This is a genomic window from Georgenia sp. Z1344, from assembly GCF_049856295.1.
Lineage (GTDB): Bacteria > Actinomycetota > Actinomycetes > Actinomycetales > Actinomycetaceae > JB111.
In genome coordinates, this window is sequence record NZ_JBNDMZ010000017.1 from 1 (window position 1) to 18,923 (window position 18,923).

General features: G+C 72.5%; 17 protein-coding genes. 1 reads left to right on the forward strand and 16 read right to left on the reverse strand.

The features are described from left to right. Window positions 1-7: 7 nt before the first annotated feature. From ACPYO6_RS15675 to ACPYO6_RS15685, 3 genes are all read right to left on the reverse strand, one after another. Window positions 8-1,132, reverse strand: coding sequence for an IS30 family transposase (locus tag ACPYO6_RS15675; protein ID WP_425713196.1), 1,125 nt, complete (start codon window positions 1,130-1,132; stop codon window positions 8-10). Between the two features lie 85 nt (window positions 1,133-1,217). Then, window positions 1,218-2,162, reverse strand: a complete 945-nt coding sequence (locus ACPYO6_RS15680) for a cation diffusion facilitator family transporter (protein ID WP_425715719.1) — start codon at window positions 2,160-2,162, stop codon at window positions 1,218-1,220. After that, window positions 2,159-2,605, reverse strand: a complete 447-nt coding sequence (locus ACPYO6_RS15685) for an ArsR/SmtB family transcription factor (protein ID WP_425715720.1) — start codon at window positions 2,603-2,605, stop codon at window positions 2,159-2,161. Before ACPYO6_RS15685 ends, ACPYO6_RS15680 begins: the two co-directional genes overlap by 4 nt. A 253-nt stretch (window positions 2,606-2,858) precedes the next feature. Here ACPYO6_RS15685 and ypfJ point away from each other — a divergent pair, with 253 nt between their 5' ends. Continuing rightward, window positions 2,859-3,755 (forward strand): KPN_02809 family neutral zinc metallopeptidase, encoded by an 897-nt coding sequence (ypfJ, locus tag ACPYO6_RS15690; RefSeq protein ID WP_425715721.1) that lies wholly within the window; start codon window positions 2,859-2,861, stop codon window positions 3,753-3,755. 109 nt (window positions 3,756-3,864) lie between these two features. Here the strand turns inward: ypfJ and ACPYO6_RS15695 are convergent, their stop codons facing one another. From ACPYO6_RS15695 to ACPYO6_RS15755, 13 genes are all read right to left on the reverse strand, one after another. Beyond that, complete coding sequence (locus ACPYO6_RS15695; protein ID WP_425715722.1) at window positions 3,865-5,190, reverse strand: hypothetical protein; 1,326 nt, start codon at window positions 5,188-5,190, stop codon at window positions 3,865-3,867. A gap of 313 nt (window positions 5,191-5,503) precedes the next feature. After that, window positions 5,504-6,751 carry a hypothetical protein gene (locus ACPYO6_RS15700; protein ID WP_425715723.1) on the reverse strand — a complete coding sequence of 416 codons (1,248 nt, stop codon included), beginning with the start codon at window positions 6,749-6,751 and terminating at the stop codon, window positions 5,504-5,506. Between the two features lie 337 nt (window positions 6,752-7,088). Further along, on the reverse strand, window positions 7,089-8,657 hold the full coding sequence (locus ACPYO6_RS15705) for a hypothetical protein (RefSeq protein ID WP_425715724.1): 1,569 nt from the start codon (window positions 8,655-8,657) through the stop codon (window positions 7,089-7,091). Between the two features lie 329 nt (window positions 8,658-8,986). Further along, window positions 8,987-10,348 carry a hypothetical protein gene (locus ACPYO6_RS15710; RefSeq protein WP_425715726.1) on the reverse strand — a complete coding sequence of 454 codons (1,362 nt, stop codon included), beginning with the start codon at window positions 10,346-10,348 and terminating at the stop codon, window positions 8,987-8,989. A 163-nt stretch (window positions 10,349-10,511) separates the two neighbouring features. Further along, window positions 10,512-11,918: a hypothetical protein gene (locus tag ACPYO6_RS15715; RefSeq protein ID WP_425715727.1), complete on the reverse strand. Its 1,407-nt coding sequence runs from the start codon at window positions 11,916-11,918 to the stop codon at window positions 10,512-10,514. Between the two features lie 278 nt (window positions 11,919-12,196). Continuing rightward, window positions 12,197-12,535, reverse strand: coding sequence for a metal-sulfur cluster assembly factor (locus ACPYO6_RS15720; RefSeq protein WP_425715763.1), 339 nt, complete (start codon window positions 12,533-12,535; stop codon window positions 12,197-12,199). A 53-nt stretch (window positions 12,536-12,588) separates the two neighbouring features. After that, window positions 12,589-13,059, reverse strand: coding sequence for a Fe-S cluster assembly sulfur transfer protein SufU (sufU, locus tag ACPYO6_RS15725; RefSeq protein ID WP_425715728.1), 471 nt, complete (start codon window positions 13,057-13,059; stop codon window positions 12,589-12,591). 1 nt (window position 13,060) lies between these two features. Beyond that, entirely contained in the window at window positions 13,061-14,401 is a 1,341-nt protein-coding gene (locus ACPYO6_RS15730; RefSeq protein ID WP_425715729.1) for a SufS family cysteine desulfurase, read from the reverse strand. An 8-nt stretch (window positions 14,402-14,409) separates the two neighbouring features. After that, on the reverse strand, window positions 14,410-15,168 hold the full coding sequence (gene sufC, locus ACPYO6_RS15735; RefSeq protein WP_425715730.1) for a Fe-S cluster assembly ATPase SufC: 759 nt from the start codon (window positions 15,166-15,168) through the stop codon (window positions 14,410-14,412). 32 nt (window positions 15,169-15,200) lie between these two features. Next, window positions 15,201-15,545 carry a non-heme iron oxygenase ferredoxin subunit gene (locus ACPYO6_RS15740; RefSeq protein WP_425715731.1) on the reverse strand — a complete coding sequence of 115 codons (345 nt, stop codon included), beginning with the start codon at window positions 15,543-15,545 and terminating at the stop codon, window positions 15,201-15,203. Beyond that, window positions 15,542-16,738 (reverse strand): Fe-S cluster assembly protein SufD, encoded by a 1,197-nt coding sequence (gene sufD / locus ACPYO6_RS15745; RefSeq protein ID WP_425715732.1) that lies wholly within the window; start codon window positions 16,736-16,738, stop codon window positions 15,542-15,544. The genes ACPYO6_RS15740 and sufD overlap by 4 nt, the downstream gene beginning before the upstream one ends. Then, the gene (sufB, locus tag ACPYO6_RS15750; protein ID WP_425715733.1) at window positions 16,738-18,177 is read right to left on the reverse strand and encodes a Fe-S cluster assembly protein SufB; all 1,440 of its coding nucleotides are present in this window, start codon (window positions 18,175-18,177) and stop codon (window positions 16,738-16,740) included. The genes sufD and sufB overlap by 1 nt, the downstream gene beginning before the upstream one ends. Next, window positions 18,174-18,908, reverse strand: coding sequence for a helix-turn-helix transcriptional regulator (locus ACPYO6_RS15755; RefSeq protein WP_425715734.1), 735 nt, complete (start codon window positions 18,906-18,908; stop codon window positions 18,174-18,176). The genes sufB and ACPYO6_RS15755 overlap by 4 nt, the downstream gene beginning before the upstream one ends. Between the last annotated feature and the right edge of the window lie 15 nt (window positions 18,909-18,923).

Consider the following 18,923-nt stretch of genomic DNA (forward strand, 5'->3'; position numbering starts at 1 on the left):
GGCGGTTTCAAGTGGTTGTTGCAACGAGTAGGTCGTTGAGTCGTTTCGCTGGAGTCTGCCAGCCCAGTGTCATGCGTGGTCGTGTGTTGAGTTCGCGGGCGACGGCGTCGAGGTCGCGCTGGGCGTAGGTGCGGAAGTCGGTACTCGAGCGGGGAAAGTACTGCCGCAGCAGGCCGTTGGTGTTCTCGTTCGAGCCTCGCTGCCAGGGCGAGTGCGGGTCGCAGAAGAAGACCCGGCAGTCTGTCGCCAGCGTGAAGTGGGCGTGCTTGGCCATCTCAGCGCCCTGATCCCAGGTCAGAGTCGCGGCCAGCTCGGCCGGCAGGCGGCCCATCGTCTCGATCAGCACGTCGATCACCTGCTCGGAGACCCTGCTCTCCGGTAGAGCGCCGAGCATGACGTACCGCGTGGAACGCTCGACCAGGGTGATGATCGCCGACGCGCTACGCGCACCGATGATCAGGTCACCTTCCCAGTGCCCGGGCACGGCCCGGTCTTCGACCTCGGCCGGCCGGGTGCTGATGTTCAGGCCATGGGTCCAGGCCTTGCCCGAGTGTGCCGCCCGCGCGAGGCGGGACTGGGGGCGCCGCCTGGTCCGCCCGGTACGGAGTGCGACCTGGCGTGCGATCTCGCTGCGCAGCCCGCCACGAGCTTGGTAGTAGATCGCTTGGTAGATCGTCTCGTGGGACACCCATCGCTCCGGCCGGTCGGGATACTCCTGACGAAGCCAGTGTGCGATCTGCTGCGGAGACCACCGCTGTTCGAGCTTGTCCCGCACCAGGGGCCATAGCCGGCCGCGACCCGAGGTCACCCCGCGGCGGCGATCGCCGGTCAACTTGCCGGGCCTGGGCCTGCGGGCCCGCTTGTCGGCCCTGCGCTGCGCGTTCCGGCACGAGTACGCCCACCGGTAGGCGCCACCACGACCGGCGGGATTGGCCTGCCGGCGTCCCGCCGGGGAACGCGTCCCGGGTGTGTCCAGGTGAGCGCCCCGGTAGGAGTTATTGCGAGTGACCTCGCGCCACACCGTGGTCCGGTGACGACCGATCCGCTCAGCGATCTGCGGGAACGTCAATCGCTGACCGAACAGCGCCTCGATCTTCGCCCGCTCCTCAAGTGTCAATCTCTTCCCAGCCATCCGTACACCCTCCCAAGGCGCACGTTGCAACAACCGATTGAAACCGCCTTGCGGTTGGGGCCCCAACCGCAATCTCGACGACGAGCTACGCGTGGTGCATGTCTGCGCACGAGCGCTCGCGCGTGGCGGCGGTCTCGAGCTGGATCGTCGCGTGATCGAACGACACGGGGAAGTGCTCGCGCACGCACGCTCGGATCGTCTCGAGGATCTCGGGGGCGTGACCGGAGGCGAAGCAGTGGTCGTCGACCACCACGTGCGCCGAGATCACGGGCATGCCGGTGCCGATCTCGGAGGCGTGCAGGTCGTGCACCTCGCGGACGTGCTCGAGCTCGAGGAGATGAGTCCGCACGTCGTCGAGGTCCACCCCGCGCGGCGTGTACTCGAGCAGCACCCGCCCGGTGTCCCGCACGATCCGCAGCGCGCGCGGCACGATGAGCGCCACGATCACCAGGCCCGCGATCGTGTCGGCCCGCTCGAAGCCGGTGACGCGGATGACGACCGCACCGACGATGACGGCCACCGACCCGAGCGCGTCCGCAAGCACCTCGAGGAACGCGGCCCGCATGTTTCGGTTGGCCTCCCGCCCACCGCCGAGGACCGCGAGGGCGGCGAGGTTCGCGACGAGCCCGACGACGCCGAACACCACCAGCTCGGTGGCCGCGATCTCGGTCGGAGCGGCAAGACGGCGCACCGCCTCGACCGCCGCGTAGACGCCGACGGCGAGCAGGAGCACCGCCTGGCCGAGCGCGGCGATCACCTCGGCGCGGGCGAAGCCCCAGGTCCGCTCGCTCGTCGCGGGTCGGGCCATCATCGTGGCGGCAAGGACGGCGACCACGAGGCCGACCGCGTCCGCCGCGGCGTGCGCCGTGTCGGTGAGCAGGGCGAGGCTGCCGGTGACCGCGCTGCCGACGAGCTGGGCGAGAACGATCCCGACGGTGAGGACGAGGGCGACGATCAGGCGGAGCCGCAGCCTCGGGTCGGCCGACGCCGCGGCCGGGTCGACGCCGTGCGCGTGGCCGTCGTGGCTCACGAGGCCGCCCCGGCGCTCCCCCGGCCCCGCTCGGCGGTGCCGGCGTCGTCGTCGGAGCTCGGTGCCACTATGTCGTCGGGGCTCGGTGCCGCCTCGTCGTCGTGGCTGTGCTGCACCGCGCCGGGGGCGATACCGGCCGCGACGAGCAGCGCGTCCGCCCGCGCGCGCAAGTCGGCGAGCCGCTCCGGGTCGGCGATCGCGAACCACGACGCCCGCCCCTCGGCGCGGACGGTGACGAGCCCGCAGTCGCGCAGGCACGCGAGGTGCTTGCTCACGGTGGACTGGGCGAGGTGCATGTGGTCGACGAGGTCCCGCACGCGGTGCTCGCCGGTGGTCAGGTGGTCGAGGAGGGCGAGTCGCGCGGGCTCGGCGAGCGCGTGGAAGAGCAGGGCGTGCGCACCGGTGGCGCTCGTCGTCGTCGGACCCTCTTCTTTCATCGCCATAAGGCGATGCTAGCGCTTCCAGGCGATGCTGGCGAGGGTTCGAGCCGTGCAGCAGACCCTTCGTCGAGATTGCGGTTGGGGCCCCAACCGCAATCTCGACGAGCACCAACCGCAATCTCGACGCACCGCTCCCCCGCACCACCAATACGGGGCCGACGCCCGCCGACCTCGCTACTGTTCGCTCGGGAGTCGCGCGGCCCCGACGGGGTGGTCCCGCCGGCAGGCGCGCGGCAGCGACCAAGGAGGAGCCGGCATGACGTTCCGGGACTCGGCGAGCGGCAGCGGCGGCAGCGAGGGCGTGCGCAGGCGCGGACGTGGACGCGGCGGCGCCGCGGCCGCGGGCGGTGGCGGGCTGGCCGTCGTCGCGCTGGTCATCTACCTGCTCACGGGGCAGGACCTCGGCGGCCTCATGGGCGGCGGAGGGGGCGGCGGCGGTGCGGCCCCGGCCGAGGAGGAGACGCTCGGCGACTGCACGGGCGCGGACGCGAACACGGACGTCGACTGCCGGATGGTCCTGACCTGGGGCTCGCTGCACGACGTCTGGGCGGTCACCCTTCCCGAGCAGGCCGACCTCGAGCACCGCAACCCCGAGTTCATCCTCTTCCAGGACTCGGTGGGAACGGGCTGCGGGAACGCGACCTCCGCCGTCGGGCCGTTCTACTGCCCGCCCGACGAGAGCGCGTACATCGACACCGGCTTCTTCGACCAGCTCGAGACCCAGCTCGGCGCGGAGAACGCGCCGCTCGCGCAGATGTACATCCTCGCCCACGAGTACGGGCACCACGTGCAGAACGAGACCGGCGTGATGGCCACGGCGAACCGCACGGACACCGGCCCGCAGTCCGACGGCGTGCGGCTCGAGCTGCAGGCCGACTGCTACGCGGGCATCTGGGTCAACCACGCCTCCACCGTCCCGCAGGAGGAGACCGGCGAGCCGATGCTGGTCGAGCCCACCACCGAGGAGATCCAGGACGCGCTCGACGCCGCCTCGGCCGTCGGCGACGACCGGATCCAGTCCGGCGCCGGCCAGGAGGTCAACCCGGAGACGTGGACGCACGGCTCGTCCGAGCAGCGCATGCACTGGTTCACGGTCGGCTACGAGGGCGGCACGATGCAGGACTGCGACACGTTCGCGGTCGGTCAGATCTGAGCGGGCGGCTCACCTCCCGCACCCACCCGCACGACGACGAGGAGCGCCCGCTGATCGGGCGCCCCTCGTTCGTGCGTGCGCGGCTGGTCGCGCGCCTGGCCGTGCCTCGTCACTGCCCCTGGGAGATGACGCAGGAGTCCTCGCCCGGGCCACCGAGGCCGCCGTCGATGAGCAGCAGGCCGCCGGTGGCGTCGGCGCCCGAGGTCGGCTCGTCGAACCAACGCTCGCCCGCTCCGTCGTCGACGCCGAACCGCCACATGCCGCCGTCGGTCGCCGTGGGCTCCACCTCGCCGCCGACGGTGGCCGCGGTGATCCACAGCGACTCGTCCTGGACCGCGCCGCTGACGGAGGTCCCAGGCGCGTCGACGATGCCGACGAGCGTGCCGCCCTCGACATCGAGCACCGCTGCCTGCTCGGCGCCGTTCTCGCCGTGGACGCTGACGACGGCGTAGCCCTCGTCGTACGTGATCCCGCCGGCGACCAGGCCCTCGCCCTCGATCGTCGCGACCTGGCGGGGGTCACCGTCCCGGTCGACGTCGACCGCCTCGACGACGATCCCGACGTCGGTTGCCCGGGTGGTCAGCACGGTCGGGCCGTCGGCCGCCGCGGTCGAGACGCCGCGGTTCCCGGGGGACGAGTACGGCTCCGACATGACCCCGAGGTCGGTCGTCTCTCCGGAGAACGTCGCGTGGTAGAGCGCGCCGTCCTCGGCCTGCGTGACGATGCCGAAGTCCGAGACGCCGACGATGTCCTCGCCGATCGGGCCGTCGGAGGTCGAGGCGACCTCGGTCGCGGCGCCGCCGTTCGGGTCGAGCTGCATGAGGCGGATGCCCTGGTCGCTGCCGGCGGTCCACACGATCGTGTCGGCATTGCTGTCGGGGTGCGCCATCATGTCGAGCGGCTCGGCCAGACCGATGTCGGTCTCCGTCTCGAGCGTGTACTCGACGGGCGTGGCGTTGCCGTCGTGGTCGTGCTCGACCAGCGTGGCGTCGTCGCCCGCCATGCTCCAGGCGTACGGCTGCCCGAGCGGACCGGCGGCGACGACCTCGTTCGTTCGCGCCACCCCGTCCATCGAGCTGTCGGACGCCGGGACCGTCCGGTGGTCCTCGAGCTCGCCGAGCGGGGCCTCCGCCATGTCGAGCTCCTGGGTCCACCCCGGCTCGAGCTCCGCCCCGTCCGGTCCCACCACGGTGATCGGGGGCTCGCCGGTGGCGTCGCTCTGGTCCGCGGGCGCCTCGGCGCCGTCCTCCGGGGCGCCGTCGGTCGGCGCACCGTCCTCCGGGGCGCCCTCCTCCGGGGCCGGCGGCTCGGAGGGCTGGGTGTTCTCCCCGCCGTCGCCCGGCGCGGGTGCGGGCGCGGGCGCCTGCTCCTGCTGGCCGTCGCCGGGAGCGGTCCCGGCCGGGTCGCCGGCGCAGGCGCCGAGCGTGAGCGCCACGGCGGCGAGCAGGCCGGCCCCCCGTGATCGGGCGGACGGTGGTGCGGGCCGTCAGTCGTCGTGTCCTGGTCATGATGTCCCCCTCATGGTCGGTCGCGGCTCGGACGAGCTGCGGCTGATCGGCCGGTCATCGTGGTGATGACCACGTTCTCGACGCTAGGGAAGGGCCGGTGGTCCCCGCAGGCCCGGGACGGGGCAGGTCTGGGGGCGGGAGAACTCCCCCGGCCTCTCTCCTCAGCCGGCCCTCCCACCTGCGCCGACGCACGACGACGAGGGGTACCCGCGGTCCGGGCACCCCTCGTCGGTGCGGTCGTCACTGACCCTGCGAGATGACGCGCGAGCTGTCGCCGAGGCCGCCGAGACCCTCGTCGACGAGCAGCTGCCCACCCGAGGCATCCGCGCCGGAGACCGGCTCGTCGAGCCACATCTCGCCCTCGGCGGTCTCGGGGTCGAGCCGCCACATCGCGCCGGAGGTGGCGGTCGGCTCGACCTCGCCGCCCACGGTGGCCGCGGTCATCCACAGCGAGCCGTCCTGGACGGCGCCGCTGACGGACGCGCCCTGGCCGTCGAAGACGCCGGCAACCTCGCCCGAGGCCACGTCGAGCACCACGGCCCGGTCGGCCTCCTGCTCGTCGTAGACGGTGACCACGGCGTGGCCCTCGTCGAACGTGACGTCGCCGCCGGTCAGGCCCTCGCCTTCGATCGTCGCGATCTCGGTGGGCTCGCCGCCGCTCTCGACGTCGAGCTGCTCGACGACGACGCCGCCCTCGTCCGCCCGGGTCGTGACGACGGTGCTGCCGTCGTACGCCGCGGTGCGCGCCTCGCCGATGCCCGGCAGGCTGACCTCCTCGGCGGAGGCGGCGAGCTCGGTCGTCTCGCCGTCGTAGGTCGAGTGGTGGAGCGAGCCGTCCGCGGACTCGGTGACGACGCCGCCCTCCGAGACTCCGACGATCGTCTCGCCGAGCTCGCCGTCGGCGGTCGACGCGACCTCGGTGGCCACGCCCTCCTCCGGGTCGAGCTGCATGAGGCGCGTGCCCTCGTCGTTGCCGGCCGTCCACAGGACGGTCCCGTCGTTCGGGTCCGGGTGCGCCATCATGTCGAGGGGCGCGGCCTCGCCGATGTCGGTGTCCTCGTCGAGGGTGTAGGCCACCGGCTCCGCCGCGCCGTCGTGGTCGTACTCGACGAGGGTCGCGTCGACCCCCGTGCCCGTCCACGCGTAGCTCTCGGAGCCCGCGCCGACGGTGCGGATGGCGTTCGTGCTCGGCGACCCGTCCTCGGCGGTGTCGGTCGCCGGGATCTCGTCGAACGTGTCGAGCTCGGCCTCGGCGGAGCCCTGAAGTCCGGGACCCATCGTCCAGCCCGGCTCGAGCTCCTCGCCGTCCGGGCCGACGACCGTGAGGCCGCTCGGGTTCGGCGCGTCCGGCCCGTCCTCGGCCGGAGCGGCGGTCTGGTCGGCGGTCGCGGGGCCCGCGGCGCCGAGCGTGATCGCCACGGCGGCCAGCAGGCCGGCCCCGGCGGTCGGCCGGATCGTGGTGGTGTGTGTCCGTCGCGTCGTGGTCATGGTGCTCCCTTCGCTTCGGTCGCGGCGCGCTCGATCTGCGCCACATCTGTGGGTCATCGCCTGGCATCCGTTCGATGACCACGTCTTCGACGCTACGAACCACCGGAGCGTCGATGCAGGTCCGGCAGGGGACAGTTCTGGTGGCGGGAGAACTACCCGCCGATCAGGTCGCGTCGTCGCATCGTCCCTGGTAGGGGGCTCGAGGAGGCTCGACGCGCAGAGATGACGACGCGACGATGGGGCACCGTGCACGCGAACTGCGGGCCCGGACACGACGAGGGGGCGCCCGCCGTGCGGACGCCCCCTCGTGGGTGTGGTGCGGCTGAGCCGCCCGGTGCTACTGGACCTGCTCCAGCGCGCCGGAGATGTCCGTGACGTCCATCCGGGTCGAGCCCTCCGGGTCGTCCCCGGTACCGGGGCCGGTCGAGACCATGGTGCTGCCGTTGAGCTCGACGGTCGTACCGGTCGCCGCGCTGACGGACTCGACGTCACCGGCGAAGGTGTCGTAGAGATACGTGCCCCGAGCGGTCCCGTCGTGGTCGCTGACGCCGATCGCGACGGCTCCGCCCTCGACATCCACGTTGGCCCCGCCGTCCATGACGACCTCCCGCAGTTCCTCCGAGCTGGTGTCGTAGACGTACGCGAGGTCGTTCCCGCCACTCTGCACGGTGAAAGCGATCTGGGCCTCGCCCACGGCGACTGGGTGGTCCGCGACGGCCACGTCCGTCACCTCCCCGCCGGGCAGGTCGACGTCGAGGACCACCTCGGGGTCCTCGGCGTCGGGGCGGTCACCGACCCGCATGATGCTGGTCGTACCCTCGAGGTCGATCGCCGTCCAGACCGTGTGCGCAGCTACGGAGTCGACGTTCGTCGCGGGACCGAGGTCGAGCGGCTCGATGAACATCTCCGAGTCGGCGAGCCACAGGGTCGGACCGCGGTGGTCCTCCATGGGGTACGCCATGAAGGCGACCCGGCCGTCGTGTGCGGCCAGCTCGTCGTCGTGCACCAGCTGCGTTCCCTCGACCGGCACCTCGGACGAGTCGACGAGCGTGCGGGTCTCGCCCGTGCTCGGGTCGTACTCGACGTAGCTCCAGCCCTCCTCCGCCTGGACCGAGTTCACGGGCGAGCGCGTCGACGACGCGAACGTCAGCGTGCCGTCCTCGCCAACCGCCATCGGTCCGCTGGGGTACTGCGACTCCTCGGTGTCGGCGGGCATGTCCACCTGGGTGAACTCGCCGTCAGCACCCGCGGCGATCTCCTCCTCCGACTGCTCACCGGTCGACGGGTCGAACGTGCGCTGCACGAGGGTGGCGTCGCCGGACTGCCCCTCGGGCGGGGTCTGCCACTCGTAGGTGCCGAAGGGATCGTCGGAGGGGGTGATTCCAGTGACAACCGTGTCCGGTCCGCCGGTGACGGCGGAGAAGTGCTGCTCGGGCTGCAGCGCGGGCAGCGAAGGGTCGGCGGTCTGGCTCTCCGAGACGGCGACCGGAGCGCCCTCGCCGTTCGTGAACGTGATGCCGCTCGCCGCAGCGACACCACCGTCGGTCGCGCCTCCTTCCGGCGCGGCGTCCTCGCCCTCGGCGGGTGCGGCATCCTCGCCCTCGGCGGGCGGAGCGGCGTCGCCGGACCCGGCCTCGGGTGCGGTCCCCGCGTCGGGCGCGGCACCGGCGTCCGGCGCTGCCTCGGCGCCGTCCTCGGCACCGGCGACGGGCGGACCGTCGGCCGGCACGTCCTGGCCGGCGCAGGCGCCGAGGCCGAGAACGACGGCGGCGCCGAACGGCAGGACGGCGAGTCGGTTGATGGTCGGTCGGCGGTCGGTCGATCGGATCGTGCGGCTCATGGTGTCCCCCAGTAGGTCGTTGCGCCGGTCCCGGCGCTTGTCCTCGGCCACCTCGCTGATGGCCATGACCACGACGGTAGGAACGGACCTGAGGCGTGCGCAGGCTCACCTCGGGGCAGTTCTGGGGGCGGGACAACTCCCCCGCATCGGCTCCCGGACCTGGCCATACGCCAGGAAACGGCATCTTCGTGCGGCTCCCGCGGGGTGACGCGCGGTCTCGACACAACCGTCGAACGGGCCGGGGGGACCTCGGCCCATCGGCGCGATCTGCGCCCGGGCGGCCGGCCTGCAGGTCCGACACCCTCGGTGGTCGAGAGTGCGGGTCAGCCTCGCCCCGAGTGGTCACGAGTGCGGGTCAGTCTCGCCCCGACGCACAGACGCACAGACGGCGAGCGTCAGGAGGCGGACCACGCGAACCTGGTGTCCCCGTCCTCGCCGCTGCCGAGGGTGGAGAGGAGCGTGGTGCCGGCCGCCCGGAGCCCGGTGTGGCCGCGCCCCTCGTCGTACCCCGTGACCGCGCCGTCGGCGAGATCGATGGCGAACAGCCCGCCACCGGTCGACGCACCACCCGACTCGTCGGACGTGGCCAGGCCGGACCACAGCGCCCCGTCGACGACGACGCTGCTGACGGTGCCCGAGCCGGGGGCGACCGCACCGGTGTAGGTGCCGTCCGTCGTCGAGAGCACGACCGTGCCGAGCGGGTCGCCGGCCGCGCCGTCCACGACGTCGACGCTCGCGTGGTCCCCGCCGGCGGAGACCTGCGCCTGCGGGTCGGCGGCGTCGCTCTCGATCGTTGCCCGGGAGTCCTCGACGAGGATGCCGTCGGGCGAGCTCGAGAGGTCGACCGTCGAGACCTCGACGCCGGCGTCCGTCACCTCCGCGCTGACGAGCGTGGACCCGACGACGTCCCACCCGCCGGGCCCTGCGGTGGCTGGCAGCTCGGTGGGCGTCTCGCCGGTCAGCAGCAGGTACAGGGCGTCGGTGCCGTCCTGGACGACGACGCCCCCGTCGGAGACCCGGAGGCCGCTGGGCTCCTCGATGTCGCCGTCCACCGACGACACGAGCTCGACCGCCGCCCCCGCGTCGGGACCGAGGCTCATCACGCGCCACCCCTCGGAGGAGGTGGCGAGCCAGGCGATCGTGCCGTCGTCGCCCACGTCGGTCAGATGCGCCTCGGCGACGCCGATGTCCGTGTCGTCCTCCAGCGTGTACGGGATCTCCTCGATCGTCCCGTCCTCGTCCTCCCGCACCATCGTGTGGTCCGCGTCCTCGTCCGTGCCGGTGACGTGCCAGGCGACGACGCCGCCGTCGGGTGCGGGGGCGACGTCGGTGCGCCGGGTGTCGTCGTCGACCTCGGACGGCAGCTCCCGGCCGGCGCCGGGCAGCTCGGTGGCGGTGCTCGACCCGAGGCCTGCGACCCACCCCGGGGAGAGCTCCGTGCCCTCCATGTCCGTGACCGTGAGGGGGTCCCAGTCCGGCGGGGCGGACGCGCCGTCGGACGGTGTGTCGATGTTCGCGTCGGCGCTGCCGCTCTCGGCCGGCGCCTCGGCCTCCGCGCTCGGCGCACCGGTCGCCTCGTCCGGCGGCGCGACGGCCTCCGGCTCGGGCTCGGCGTCGGCCGAGTCGTCCGAGGACCCGCACGCCCCGAGCAGGAGGGCAGGGGCCAGGACGAGGGCGAGGGCCGCGGGGCGGCGGGTCGCACGCGCCCGCAGGGACACATCGGTGGTCGTGGTCGTCGTGCGCACGTCGCTCCTCATGGATGGTCCTCCGCCGGTGCCGTGCACAGTGTCGCCCGTCCGGCGCCCCCCGCGCACACCGTGGGCGGGGACGAGGCCCCGGACCGACGACGACGGCTGGCATCCGGACGACAGGACGTCGCCCCCGGACTCTGCGCCGGCAGGAGGTGTTCCTGACCGGGCGTCACCCCACCGGCTCGACCCAGACGAGCGCGGGTCGGGGGTGGACCGGGATCACCTCGTTGGCCACGACGGCGAGGCCGCTGGACTCCAGGCTGTTCGCGGGGAAGTCGGACCGGGCGAGCGGTGTCCCGCCGGCCAGGTCCACGGAGTAGATGCCGGAGGCGGCGGACTCCTCGTCGTCGCCGGCCGCGACCCACAGGTCCTCGCCGGCGACCACACCGCCACCGAGCGGGGAGTCGGCGATCACGCCGCCCACGAACCGGCCGTCGTCCAGGGACAGCACCAGAAGCCCGGAGGAGGAATTGTCGACGGGCGCCCCCGAGACGTCCTCGACCATGAGCACGACATGGTCCTGGGCGACGACGAGGGACATGACAGCCACCGTGTCGGGAAGGTCGAGAGTCGCGATCATGCGCGGCTCGGCGGAGGGGTCGGTGACGTCGAGCGCCGTTACTGCGAGGCCGTCCGTCCCTCCGTCCTGGACCGCGACCACGTGGCCCGATCCGGCGTCCCACGCGCCGGCTGTCGAGAGCTCGAACGGCAGCTCGCTCGGGGTCTCGCCGGGGCGGACGACGTGGCCCCCGACCTCGGGGTCGTAGTCGGCGAGGACGAGCACCCCGTCGGTCAGCCAGATCCGGGTGGCCTCGATCCCCGTGCCCTCGGAGGCGACGAGCTCGGTGGCCGTCTCCGCCCCCGGGTCGAGGGACATCACGCGCCAGGCCCCGGAGTCGTCGGTCGCGCGCGCGAGCCACGCGATCGAGCCGGGCCCACCCGCGGCGTCATCGACCACCGTCTGCTCGGGGTCCGCCACCCCGATGTCGGTCTCCCCGTCGAGCTCGTAGACCAGGTGCTCGGTGCTGCCGTCCGGGAGGTGCCGGAACAGGTTCCACGTGCCCGGGCCGCCGGCCCCCTCGTCCCAGCCGACCACGGTGCCGTCGGGCGCGAGGGCCCGCGAGGCCGGTGCCTCACCCGACCGTCCGCCCGGGACGAGCTCCCAGGCCCCGGGCAGCGGCTCGTCCGCGGCCGCGGCGAGCGGAGCCACCCAGCCCGGCGTCTGCTCGGCGCCGTCCACGTCCAGCACCCGCACCTCGTGCACGTCGCCCCGCACCACGTCGGCCGAGGACCCGTCCGTCGGACCCTCGGAGGCGGAAGCGACCGCGTTTGTGGGTGCCTCGGGCGCCGCGCTCGCCGACCCGGTGGCCGCCTCGTCCTCCGCAGCCGTGGCCGACTCGCTCGGACCCGCCGTGGGCCACGCGGTCGTCCCCGCTCCGTCCCCGTCCTGGTCGTCGGCACCGCCGCAGGCCCCGAGCAGGAGGACAGCGCCGAGGCCGGCCGCCGCCGCTCGCCGGGCACCGCGCGTCCCGCACGCCTCTCGTGCCACGTCGTCGGTAGCCGTCGTCCTGCGCACGTCGCTCCTCGTCGAGATTCGTCAGGTGTCCGCGCATTCTCACCCGGTCCGGGTCGCCGCACACACGATGGAGCGGGGACCCGGACCCTCGGATACCACCCCTCGGGAACGACGACGAGCCGGCACCCGTTCGGGTACCGGCCCGTGCCGCACTCTCGGTGAGTGCCCACCACGATCTCGGTGCGGCTCAACCGCAGTTTCGGCGTGCACCAACCGCAATCTCGGCGTGCACCAACCGCAATCTCGGTGGGCACCAACCGCAATCTCGACGAGAGGGGTCAGACGTTGAAGCCGAGCGCGCGCAGCTGCTCGCGCCCCTCGCCCGTGATCTTGTCCGGGCCCCACGGCGGCAGCCACACCCAGTTGATGCGGTGCTCGGTGACGAGCCCCTCGAGGGCCATCGCGGCCTGGTCCTCGATGACGTCGGTCAGCGGGCAGGCCGCGGACGTCAGGGTCATGTCGATGCTCGCGTGGTTGGACTGGTCCACGGTGATGCCGTAGACGAGGCCGAGGTCGACCACGTTGATGCCGAGCTCGGGGTCGATGACGTCGCGCATCGCCTCCTCGACGTCGGCCGCGAGGGTCGCGGTCGGGCCCGCCGGTGCGGGCGCGGCCATCTCGCCGGTGTAGGTCTGCGCCTCCGGGGTGCCCGGGGCGTCGGTCGTCTCGCTCATGCGTCCTCCTGGGTCAGTGCCTGGGCGAGCGCGTCCCGCAGGGCCATCCAGCCGAGCAGGGCGCACTTGATGCGTGCGTGGAACTTGGCCACCCCGACGAACGCGGTCGCGTCGCCGAGCCGGTCGGATCGTTCGTCGTCGAGGTCCTCGCCCCGGTTGTGCATGAGCTCCCGGAACGTCTCGTGCAGCTCGTCCGCGGTCCGGACGTCCTTCCCCGTGACGAGGTCGGTGAGCACCGAGATCGAGGCCTGCGAGATGGAGCAGCCGTGGCCGTCCCACCCGATCTCCTCAACGACCGGGGCGCCGTCGGTGTTCCCGAGCCGCACGCGCATCGTCACCTGGTCGCCGCAGGTCGGGTTGACCTGGAACGACTCCCCGTCGAAGGGGTCGATGAGCCCGGCGCCGTGGCGCTCGCGCGAGTGGTCGAGGATGACCTGCTGGTAGAGCTGCTCCATCGGTGACGGCATGTCAGCCCCCCAGACCGAAGAACGGACGGACACCGGCGAGGGCCTCCGCGAACGCGGCGACGTCGTCGGCACTGGTGTACGGGCCGGCCGACGCACGCGTGGAGGCGTGGACGCCGAGCCGCCGGTGCAGCGGCTGCGCGCAGTGGTGCCCCACGCGCACGGCCACCCCGGCCGCGTCGAGCACCTGGCCCACGTCGTGGGGGTGCACACCGTCGACGTCGAACGCCACGGTGGCCAGCCGGTCCCGGGCAGAGTCCGGCCCGAGCAGCCGCACGCCCTCGACCCCGCGGACGGCGTCGAGCAGGAGCGTCGCCATCTCGGCCTCGTGGGCGGCGACCGCCTCCATGCCGAGGTCGCCGAGGTACTGGGCGGCCGCGGCCATGCCGATAGCCTGGGCGATCATCTGCGAGCCCGCCTCGAAGCGCGCGGGCGGCGGCATGAAGGTCGTCGTCTCCATCTGGACGATCTCGACCATCGAGCCGCCCGTGAGGAACGGGGGCATCGCGTCGAGGACCTCGCGGCGGCCGTACAGCGCGCCGACCCCGGTGGGGCCGAGCATCTTGTGGCTGGAGAACGCGGCGACGTCCACGCCGAGCGCGGCCAGGTCGACCGGCAGGTGCGGCACGGACTGGCAGGCGTCGAGCACGGTGAACGCGCCGACCTCCTTCGCCCGCGCGAGGATCTGCTCGACCGGGTTGATCGCGCCGGTGACGTTCTGGGCATGCGCGAGCGCGACGACCTTCGTGCGCTCGGTGACGACGTCGAGGGTCGAGAGGTCGATGCGGCCCTCGTCGGTCAGGCCGAGCCAGCGCAGGGTGGCGCCCGTGCGGGCGGCGACCTCCTGCCACGGCACGAGGTTCGCGTGGTGCTCGGCCTCGGTGACGACGATCTCGTCGCCCTCGCGCAGCACGAACCGCTCGGCGCCCGCTCCCCCGCGGCCCGCGGTGGCGTTGATGAACGCGTACGCCACGAGGTTGAGACCCTCCGTGGCGTTCTTCGTCCAGACGATCTCGTCCGCGCGCGCGCCGACGAACGCCGCGACGGTCGCGCGGGCGTTCTCGTAGAGCTGCGTGGACTCGTCGGCGAGCTGGTGCGCGCCCCGGTGGACGGCGGCGTTGGACCGCTCGTAGAAGTGCGTCTCGGCGTCGATGACGACGCTCGGCTTCTGCGCGGTCGCGCCCGAGTCGAGGTAGACGAGCGGGCGGCCGTCGGCGAGCGTGCGGTCGAGGATCGGGAAGTCGGCGCGGACGGCGGTCAGGTCGAAGCCCGGCAGTCCGTCGGCGCGCGCGCCCGCCCCGGCAGCGGTGCTGCCAGGGGCGGGCGCGGCGGCGGTGGTGCTCATCGGATCGGTCAGGCCCCCACCGGGCTGAACCGGTCGTAGCCCTCGGCCTCGAGGCGGTCGGCGAGCTCGCGGCCGCCCTGCTCCGCGACGCGACCGTCGACGAAGACGTGGACGAAGTCCGGGTCGATGTACTTGAGGATCCGCGTGTAGTGCGTGATGAGCAGGATCCCGGAGCCGACGTCGGAGTGGACGGCGTTGACGCCCTCGGACACGACGCGCAGCGCGTCGACGTCGAGGCCGGAGTCCGTCTCGTCGAGGACGGCGAAGCGCGGGCGCAGGAGGCCCATCTGGAGGATCTCGTGCCGCTTCTTCTCACCGCCGGAGAAGCCGTGGTTGACGTCGCGCTGGGCGAACGCCGGGTCCATGCGGAGCTTCTCCATCGCGGAGTTGACGTCCTTGACCCACGTGCGCAGGGCGGGCGCCTCGCCGTCGATCGCGGTCTTCGCGGTGCGCAGGAAGTTCGAGACCGTGACGCCGGGGACCTCGACCGGGTACTGCATGGCGAGGAACATGCCGGCGCGGGCGCGCTCGTCGACGCTCATCTCGAGGATGTTCTCGCCGTCGAGGAGGACCTCGCCGTCGGTCACCGTGTACTTCGGGTGGCCGGCGATCGAGTAGGCGAGCGTGGACTTGCCGGAGCCGTTGGGGCCCATGATCGCGTGGATCTCACCGCTGTTGATGGTGAGGTCGACGCCGCGCAGGATCGGCTTCGGGCCGTCCGTCGTCTCGACGGACACGTGGAGGTTCTTGATCTCCAGGGTGGACATGTGTGCTGTTCCTTTACGTAGCTGGCGGCCGCTCAGGCGGCGTTGACGATGGTGTCGGGGTCGACGAGGACGTCGTCACCCTCGAGCGCGAGGGCGTAGACGGTGACCGGCACGGTGGCGGGCAGGGACGTGGGACGGCCGGTGCGCAGGTCGAAGGCCGACCCGTGCTTCCAGCACTCCAGCGCCCCGTCGAACACCTCGCCGTCGGAGAGCGAGATCCGCTCGTGGGTGCAGATGTCGTCGAGGGCGTGCAGGCTGCCGTCCTCGTCGCGCGCGAGCGCGATGCGCCGCTCGCGGCCGTCCGCCCCGGGGACGGTCACGAGCGTGACGTCCCCGGGTGCGAGGTCGGCCGCGGAGGCGGCGCGGGTCAGGGTCACGCGCTCCTCGCCATGGTGAGGTCGAGCTCGGCCTCGATGGCCCGGGTCAGGCCCTCCTCGACCTCGGGCACGCCGATCTGCTTGATGAGCTCGGCGAAGAAGCCGTGCACCACCAGGCGGCGGGCCTCCTCCTCGGCGATGCCGCGGGCGCGCAGGTAGAAGAGCTGCTCGTCGTCGAACCGGCCGGTCGCCGACGCGTGGCCGGCGCCCTCGATCTCGCCGGTCTCGATCTCGAGGTTCGGCACCGAGTCGGCGCGGGCCCCCTCGGTGAGCACGAGGTTGCGGTTGAGCTCGTAGGTGTCGGTGCCCTCGGCCTCCTTGCGGATGAGGACGTCGCCCACCCACACGGAGTGCGCGCTCTCGCCCTGCAGCGCGCCCTTGTAGGTCGCGTTCGACTTGCACGACGGCACGGCGTGGTCGACGAAGAGGCGGTGCTCCTGGTGCTGGCCCGAGTCCGTGAAGTACAGGCCGAGCAGCTCGAGGTCGCCGCCGGTGCCCTCGAAGCGGGCGGTCGTCGAGACGCGGACGACCTCGCCGCCGAGGGTGACGACGACGTGCTTGACCGTGGCGTCCTTCGCGACCTGGATCGCGTTCTCCGCGAGGTGGATCGCGTCGTCCGCCCACTCCTGGACGGAGACGAGCGTGACGTGCGAGCCCTCGCCGGCATCCAGCGTGATCCGCTCGCCGTACGTGGCAGAGCCCGTGTAGCGGACGACGACGATGGCGCGGGCGTTGGCGCCCACCTCGACGACGACGTTGCCCCACACGAGGTCCGAGACCGACGCTCCGCTGAGGTTGACGATGACCGGCGTGTCGAGCTCGGTGTTCGCCGGGACGGACACGAGCGAGGCGCCGCCGGCGTGCTCGATCGCCGCCGCCGCGGGGCGGTCCCCGGGCAGGATCCGGGTGCGGGAACGGGCGTCCTCGGCCGAGATCTCGGTGAGGGTGACGCCGTCGGGCAGCTCGGTGTCCCACGTGAGGTGGGCGGAGCTCGGCTCCGCGGCGAGGATCTCCTGGAGGGCGTCGACCGGGGTGAAGCGCCACTCCTCCTCGCGCCCGTGGGGCACGGGGAGGTCGGCGAGGTCGAACGAGGCGGCGCGGGCGGCCCGCGAGGACTCGGGGACGACCCCGTGGCTGTGCGCGTCGTCGGCGCGCGCCTGGGAGTGATCGACGATCGGGGTGGTGGCGGTCATCAGCCGACGCTTCCTTCCATCTGCAGCTCGATGAGGCGGTTGAGCTCCAGGGCGTACTCCATGGGCAGCTCACGGGCGATGGGCTCGACGAAGCCGCGGACGATCATCGCCATGGCCTCCGTCTCCTCCATGCCGCGGGACATCAGGTAGAACAGCTGCTCCTCGCTGACCTTGGAGACGGTGGCCTCGTGGCCCATCTCCACGTCGTCGACGCGGACGTCGACGTACGGGTAGGTGTCGGAGCGGGAGATCGTGTCGACGAGCAGCGCGTCGCACAGCACGTTGGACTTGCTGTGGGCGGCGCCCTCGAGCACCTGGACGAGGCCCCGGTAGGACGCGCGGCCGCCGGAGCGGGCCACGGACTTCGAGACGATCGAGCTCGAGGTGTGCGGCGCGAGGTGCACCATCTTCGAGCCGGTGTCCTGGTGCTGGCCCTCGCCGGCGAACGCGATCGAGAGCGTCTCGCCGCGGGCGTGCTCGCCCATGAGGTAGACCGCCGGGTACTTCATCGTCACCTTGGAGCCGATGTTGCCGTCGATCCACTCCATCTGGCCGCCCTGCTCGACCGTGGCGCGCTTGGTGACGAGGTTGTACACGTTGTTCGACCAGTTCTGGATCGTCGTGTACCGGACGCGGGCGTCCTTCTTGACGACGATCTCGACGACCGCGCTGTGCAGCGAGTCGGACTGGTAGATCGGCGCGGTGCAGCCCTCGACGTAGTGCACGTAGGAGCCCTCGTCCGCGATGATGAGCGTCCGCTCGAACTGGCCCATGTTCTCCGTGTTGATGCGGAAGTAGGCCTGGAGCGGGATCTCGACGTGGACGCCCTTGGGGACGTAGACGAACGAGCCGCCCGACCACACGGCGGTGTTGAGCGAGGCGAACTTGTTGTCCCCCGGCGGGATGACGGTGCCGAAGTACTCCTCGAAGATCTCCGGGTGCTCCTTGAGCGCCGTGTCGGTGTCGAGGAACAGGACGCCCTGGGCCTCGAGGTCCTCACGGATCTGGTGGTAGACCACCTCGGACTCGTACTGCGCGGCGACGCCCGCGACGAGGCGCTGCTTCTCCGCCTCCGGGATGCCGAGCCGGTCGTACGTGTTCTTGATGTCCTCCGGGAGGTCCTCCCAGCTCGTCGCCTGCTTCTCGGTCGACCGGACGAAGTACTTGATGTTGTCGAAGTCGATGCCGGACAGGTCCGCGCCCCACTCGGGCATGGGCTTGCGGTCGAAGAGCCGCAGGGCCTTGAGACGCAGCTTGCGCATCCACTCGGACTCGTCCTTCTTGTCCGAGATGTCGCGCACGACCTCCTCGGACAGGCCGCGGCGCGCGGTCGCACCGGCGTCGTCCGAGTCGTGCCATCCGTAGCCGTACTGACCGATCGAGGCGATCGTCTCTTCCTGGGTCAGCTGCTCCCGGGTGGGAGGAGTTGTGGTGGTCATCGATGTCCTTCCGTGCCGACCGATGTCGGGTGGGGGGTCTGACGTGTGGGAAGTGCGAGTGGCACGTGGGTGGTGCACATGTAGCCGCCGCTCGCGAGGGTCGCGAGGCGTTGCACGTGGACGCCGAGGAGGCGGGAGAACGCGCGCGTCTCCGCCTCGCACAGCTGGGGGAACGCCTCGGCCACGTCCTGCACCGGGCAGTGGCCCTGGCACAGCTGGACGGCGATCTCCTTGTCGCCGACCTTGCGGACCGTGGCGGCGTACCCGTCGGCGGTCAGCGCCTCGGCGAGCGCCTGGACGCGTTCCTGACCGGGCGCGGTGCCCTCGAGCTGGGCGGCGTACCGGCGCTCGAGCTCCCCGACCCTGCGGTCGGCGAACTCGTCCGCGGCCTCGGTGCCGACCTTCTCCACGAGGAAGTCGAGGACCTGGCCGGCGAGGTCGGAGTAGGCGTCGGTGAACTCGGCGCGGCCGGCGTCGGTCGCGACGTAGTGCCGGGCGGGACGGCCGCGACGCGGCGTCGTCGTCCCGGGGTTGCGCTGCACCGCGATGAGGCCCTGGGCCTCGAGGGCGCCGATGTGGCGGCGCACGGCGGCCGAGGTGAGCTCGAGCTCCTCGGCCACGTCCGCGGCGCAGACGGGGCCCTGCTCGAGCACGAGGCCGAGGACGCGGTCACGCGTCGAGGTGTCCTCGTTCCCGGTGGTCGGGTGCAGCGGTGGGCTCGCCTGTGTCATGCGTGCCTCCCGTCG